Genomic DNA, 6,240 nt, shown 5'->3' with positions numbered 1-6,240 from the left:
CCAGATTGGCACCATCGACAGCTATGTTCCGCATGTCGTCGGCGGCGTGAAGTGGACGCAGGGCTGGGGCGCCATCACCGGCGTCATTGCCTATGACAGCAACTACGAGGAAGTTGCCGGCAAGGTTCGCCTGGACGTGACCGTCAACGACGCACTGTCGCTGTTCATCATGGGCGGCTATGGCACGGACGACAACCTGGACGATCCGACTTACGCAATCCCGGCTGGCGGCCGCGGTATGTACAAGATCTGGGGCGGTAACTGGGCAGTGTGGGGCGGTGGCACCTACAAGTTCAACGAGAAGACCTCGTTCAACGTTCAGGCGTCGTATGACGATTGGAGTAACCTCGGCATCGCGGCGAACGTGGCTTATGACATCGTTCCTGGCTTCACGATCACGGCCGAAGTTGACTACGTCCACGCCCCTGAATTTGATAACCCGGATCCGACCCGCAATTACAACTGGACCAATGCTGACGACGAAGACAGCATCGGCGGCATGCTCCGCTTCCAGCGCTCGTTCTAAGGGCTGGCTTTATACAGGTGAATTCCAGCCCGGGCGCACCATCGCCCGGGCTGTTTTTGTTTCGTGACTGGACCAAGGCAAACAGAAGGAACAGGGGGTAACGGCAGCTGAATAGGTCCGCAGGGCGATTTCGTGGGATCCGCTGATGAGCGGATGAAATCACAACTGCGTGATCAAAACTCTTGAAAGGGCGCTTCCAAGCGGATAGGTGTGAATGCCATCCACTCGGGGGTGTGGCGAATGATGACGACCGAAGCGATTCAAGAGGGTGAACCCTCTGATCATTTTTCGATATTTTCTTCTCAAATCTCGAAGATAAAATACAGTTACAACAAGATACGGGAAGTAAAGTCGTACAGGGTCGGAGAGCTGTTTTCAGCATACCGGGACATACTTTGGGATGATGGGCGGCATAAATACAATGTCAGCTCCTTCATCGGCGAAATCGATGAGATACTCCTCGGGGAGCGTTTCAGCGCTTTTGACCAGGGCACCCTGGACAACCTAATCGGCACCTTGCGCCAGCGCGGCAACAGCAACGCAACCATCAACCGGAAGATGGCTGCCCTCAGCAAACTGCTGCGCAAGGCTCATAAGATGGGAGATATCCACAGCCTGCCCGAGTTCCGCCGCCAGAAGGAGCGGGCGGGACGGATTCGCTTCCTGGAAAGGGACGAAGAGGCACGGCTGTTCGCCGCCATCAAGAGCCGCAGCGAGGATGCCTACCGGCTCTCCGTCTTTCTCGTCGACACCGGCTGCCGTCTCGGCGAGGCGCTCGGCTTGATCTGGAACGATATCCAGGAGCATCGCGTCAGTTTCTGGATTACCAAATCCGGCCGCAGCCGCACCATTCCGATGACCGAGCGGGTTAGAGAGGTGATCAAGCTGCCGCCCACCGAGGGCCGTCGGCCCAAGGGGCCGTTCACCAAGCTCAGCCAGGCGCAGTTTCGAGCCATCTGGAACGATGCAAAAGCCGAAGTGGGTCTTGGCGCCGACGATCAGGTGGTGCCGCACATCCTGCGCCACACCTGCGCCTCGCGCCTGGTCCAAGGCGGCATCGACATCCGGCGCGTGCAGATGTGGCTCGGCCACCAGACGCTTTCGATGACCATGCGTTACGCGCATCTCGCCACCAACGACCTCGACGGTTGCGTCACCGTGCTGGAAACGCCTCGCGGCGGGGCGGCGGCCGGGAATGCCGGGGGCTCTGTGTTTTCGTCTCCATTGATGACGGCGCCTTCGGCATCGCCGAGCGCGCATAAGGCGGAGCCTGCGGCCGCAAAAGCACCGAGGAAAAGCTCGAAAGCCAAGTAATCCAGGGGGCTATTTTCTATACTTCTGTTACCACCCCAGGGCCGATCAGGTCTTGGGGTTTACTTCAACTGAACTTTAGCTCCGCTCGATCGAGAAAAGTCGCGATGGCGCCGGGCAGGGCGCCGGTCTCCAGGAACGGCGCGTGGCCCTGGCCTTCGACCGTGACCGTCTCGATATCGCGATGCCGCTTTCGCATCTGTTCGAGCGTTTCGACGGACAGCAGTTTCGAATTGGCGCCGCGTATGGCAAGCAGCGGGATTGCCGCCAGCGCCTCGAATTGCGGCCACAGATCAGGCAGCGGCTGGGTGAGGTCGAGGCCTGCCAGCGTGTCGACCAGTCGGGGGTCGAAATCCGGCATCAGCCCTTCCTCCGTCTTGCGGTAAAGCGCCGACACCATCCGCTCCCAATCCGCAGCGGTCAGGGCTGGGAAATCGCTGCCATGCGTTTCGCGCTGGGCGCTGATCGCCTCGGCACGGGTTTTCGGCTTCGGTGAAGGGTCGAGATAGGAGCGGATATGGGCTAGGCCGTCAGCCTCGATCACCGGGCCGATGTCGTTGAGGACAATGGCTTTCAGCGCGGAAGGCTTCATTGCCCCGAGCACATGGATGATCAGCCCGCCGCGCGACGTGCCGATAAAGGCCGCTTCCTCGATCCCCAGCGCCGCCAGCCCGGCGAGGATATCTCCGGCCTCTATGGCGGGATTGTAGTGGCTGATATCGGGGTCATAGGCGGACAGCCCACGCCCGCGATAGTCGAAGGCGACAACCTTTCGCGGGCCTTCCGGGCGCCTCGACAGATAAAGCGCCAGTTCGTGAAAATCGCGGGCATTGCGGGTGAGGCCCGGCAGGCAGACGACCGGCCAATGGCCGGAATTCGCTTCGCCATAGATGCGGGCGTGGAGCTTGAGCCCGTCGGGTGCGGTATAGAAGAAATCGGAAAAGCCTTCGGTCATCTGAACTCGAATCCTTCCACCCGCCGGTTCATCCTGACTGGCTACAGGCGAGGGCGGGCGCGGTCAAATCGGGAGGGCAGAACGGCTAAACTGCTAATCTCCCACGAGGGGCCTGTTGCACAATTCGAGGTTTCCGCAACTCGTTCTTGGTTCGATTCTTGGATGTTCTCGGAGAGATTCCGAGACGTTCTAAGAACAAATGCGAACGCCGGAATTGCGCAACAGGTCCACGAGGGGGAGATTGGCCGTCATCGACGCTTTCGCCAATCTCGAACGCTATCGAACGCGCCTCAACCCCGCCCGTTCACCAGATCTCCCACAATATCGTATTTGCCGGAAATACGCATCTTGTAGACCTCGTAATTCTCCATCACGCGCTGGACGTAACTTCTTGTTTCCGTATAGGGAATCCGTTCGATCCAGTCGACGACGGCGTCGACGTCCTTGCCGCGCGGGTCGCCATATTTGGCCACCCACTGGGCGGCGCGGTTGGGGCCGGCATTGTAGCCGGCGAAGGTCAACACGTAGGAGCCGTTGAAGCGGCCGAGCTGTTCGCCGAGGAAGGCGGCGCCAAGCGTCGCATTGTAGCCGGCATCGGTGGTTAGCCGCGCCTGCGAGAAGGCCATGCCGGCCTTCTTCGCCAATTGCCTGGCGGTCCCTGGCATCAGCTGCAAGAGCCCGCGCGCGCCGGCGCTGGACACCGCGCCGATGTTGAATTCGCTTTCCTGGCGGGCGATGGCATAGGCCAGCGCCTTGCCTGAGCCGGAAATGTTGGCGGTGTCGGGAATGACGCCGAGCGGATGCGACAGCGCGCCGACGTGGATGCCGCGCGCGCCGGCGATCTTGCCGACTTTCAGCGCCAGGAAATGGTTGCCCTGCTTTTCCGCCATCACGGCCAGCAGCGCCAGCTCTCCCGGACTGGTCAATTGCCCGGCAAGGTCGCGGTAAAGCGTATCGGCATAGCGCTCGTAGCCTGTCTCCTGCAGCCGCTTGATGGCACTGACGGCCTCGCGGTTGACGAAATTGCGGCGGTCGGTTGTATCAGGCGAGGGATAGGCGATGTTGAGGACCTGCCGGCCGACACGCTCGCCGGCGAGCTGGCCGTAGAAGGTGGTGCCGTATGTGGCGGCGCGGGCGAAATAGTCCTTGGCGCTGCCGGGGCCGCCGGCTTCGGCGGCGCGGCCAAGCCAGTAATAGGCGCGCGACAGCGACATCGGCCCCTGGGCGAGATCGGCGATCCGCGCGAAGTGCTTGGCCGCGGTGTCGGGGTCGTTGAGGCCGCGCAGCGCATACCAGCCGGCATGGAACTCGGCTTCGGCAGCGTTTGCGGCGCTTTCGGCAGCATGCGCCGCGACGATCTTGTAAGCGGTCTTCATGTCGCCCTGGTCGACCAGCTCGCGCGACAGCACCCGGCGCTCGACCCACCAGGCGTCCGGGTCGACCAGCGCGTCGCGGTCGGCGGGCGCCCGCATCACAACCGCGGCGGCGTCGGAAAATTTCTCCTGCTTGCGCAGATATTCGGCCTCGGCAAAGAGATAGCCGGCCGAACGCTGCGCCGTCGGCACCGCCTTCAGCAGCTTGGCGGCGTTCTTGTCGCCCTTGGATACCGCAGCCCAGGCATCAGCGAGCGGCTGGGCGCCCGCCAGGGGCGCGACCCGCAGCGCCGAATTGACCCGGTCGGCATAAAACATGCGCTCCATGCGGAAACGGTGGTCGGCGACCGGGATGAGCTTGCCAAACTCTTTGATGATACCAGCTTCGTCCTTGGCCTCGAGCTTTTCGGTGCGCCAGAACGGCGACAGCACCGAGCGCGCCGCCTTGGCGTTGCCCAGCGCCAGGTAGGAGCGTGCCAGGATCACCACGCCGTCTGGCGTCCGCGGCTGGCTGCCGCCAAAGGCCTGGACCACGACTTGCGGGGCGGGGTTCTCGCGGTAGAGCGCGCGTTCGCTGTTCTCGCGCAAGGCCATCGTGCCCGGCCAGGTCGGCAGCATCCTGGCGGCATCGGCGATGTCGCCGCTCGGCACCTTGTCGCCACCATAGAGCGCGATCGCCCAGGCAAGGATATGCCGGTCGAGCGAATTGGCCGGCAGGCTCTCGCGCACCTGGCGCGCACGGGCAATATCGTTGGCCGCCAGCGCATCGAGGCCGCTCTTCAACCTGGCGATGCTGGCCGATGGCAAGGAATCTGACCTGTCTTGCAGGCTCGGCATCGGGATGGCCGACGTGACCTGCACATCGACATTGCTGCTGCCGACGGCCACGCCCGGCACCAGCATGGCAGCGACGCCAAGCAGAGCGAAAAGGTGAGGCCGTCCGGTCGGCATGGTTTGCGTCACTCCTGTCCTTGCACGGACCAAAAGGCACAGATGTTCTGAAGCCTAGTCGCCCGTGGTGAAGAGCACGTAAACAAAAGCTTATCGAGATCGTTCAAATTTGCGCTTGCTGGTTTTTGTTTATGCATGTCGTTATCCCCAAAACCGGTTTCCACTTTTGGGGCGACATGCATTGACGCCATGCTTGCCGCGCAACAATGTCGAGACTATGGTGCGCCGCTTCGCTTTCGGCTAGAAGGCGCGCACGACAGACCAAGAGACTGTTTCGAAATTCGCTCTGGCGAGTCATATGGTGGTGGATTCGAGAACCGGAGCGCAGCGGACATTTGGGTCCGTGAGCACCGGAAGCGCAGAAAACGCCATCAGATGGCCGCCGGAGTAGAGTTTCCAAACAGGCTCGGAAAAGTCCCAAGGAGTTGGACGACATGCTGAGAGGCTCGCTCACCGCGCTCGTGACACCGTTCGAAAAGAGCGGCCGTTTCGACGAGAAAGCCTTTCGTGCATTCATCGAATGGCAGCTCGGCGAGGGCACCACGGGCCTCGTCCCGGTTGGCACGACAGGCGAGTCGCCGACGCTGTCGCATGACGAGCATCGCCAAGTCGTCAAGGTCTGCATCGAGGTGGCCAAGGGCCGTGTTCCCGTCGTTGCAGGCGCCGGCTCCAACAACACTGAAGAGGCGGTCGGTCTGGTCCAGTATGCCGAGAAAGCCGGCGCCGACGCGGCACTCGTCGTCACGCCCTATTACAACAGACCGACACAGCGCGGTCTCTATGCGCACTTCGCCGCCGTCGCGAAGGCGACGAAGCTGCCGATCATCATCTACAACATCCCGCCGCGTTCGGTGATCGACATGACGCCCGAGACGATGGGCCGGCTGGCCCACGACTTCAAGAATATCGTCGGCGTCAAGGACGCTACCGGCAAGGTCGAGCGGGTTTCCGAACAGCGCGCCACCTGCGGCAAGGATTTCATCCAGCTTTCGGGCGAGGATGCCTCGGCGCTCGGCTTCAATGCGCATGGCGGCGTCGGCTGCATCTCGGTGACGTCGAACGTCGCGCCCAGGCTCTGCGCCGAATTCCAGGAGGCGACGCTTTCCGGCGACAGCGCCAAGGCG

At 62.1% G+C, this 6,240-nt stretch carries 5 protein-coding genes; 3 read left to right on the top strand and 2 right to left on the bottom strand.

Annotated elements, in window-relative coordinates:
- Positions 1-526, top strand: a 526-nt coding sequence (locus tag CN311_RS26540) for a porin (RefSeq protein WP_133117268.1), incomplete at its 5' end; no start/stop codon positions are given.
- 240 nt (positions 527-766) lie between these two features.
- On the top strand, positions 767-1,840 hold the full coding sequence (locus CN311_RS26535; protein WP_097576617.1) for a tyrosine-type recombinase/integrase: 1,074 nt from the start codon (positions 767-769) through the stop codon (positions 1,838-1,840).
- A 64-nt stretch (positions 1,841-1,904) separates the two neighbouring features.
- Here CN311_RS26535 and CN311_RS26530 read toward each other — a convergent pair whose 3' ends face one another.
- Both CN311_RS26530 and CN311_RS26525 read right to left on the bottom strand, forming a co-directional pair.
- On the bottom strand, positions 1,905-2,792 hold the full coding sequence (locus CN311_RS26530) for an alpha/beta fold hydrolase (protein WP_097576616.1): 888 nt from the start codon (positions 2,790-2,792) through the stop codon (positions 1,905-1,907).
- 290 nt (positions 2,793-3,082) lie between these two features.
- Complete coding sequence (locus CN311_RS26525) at positions 3,083-5,116, bottom strand: lytic transglycosylase domain-containing protein (protein WP_097576615.1); 2,034 nt, start codon at positions 5,114-5,116, stop codon at positions 3,083-3,085.
- Positions 5,117-5,550: 434 nt separating this feature from the next.
- On the opposite strand from CN311_RS26525, the gene dapA reads away from it, so the two are divergent.
- Positions 5,551-6,240, top strand: a 690-nt coding sequence (dapA, locus tag CN311_RS26520; protein WP_097576618.1) for a 4-hydroxy-tetrahydrodipicolinate synthase, incomplete at its 3' end; no start/stop codon positions are given.

Origin of the sequence: Mesorhizobium sanjuanii (genome assembly GCF_002529485.1) — a bacterium.
Lineage (GTDB): Bacteria > Pseudomonadota > Alphaproteobacteria > Rhizobiales > Rhizobiaceae > Mesorhizobium > Mesorhizobium sanjuanii.
This window is presented reverse-complemented; position numbering and strand designations above follow the sequence as displayed.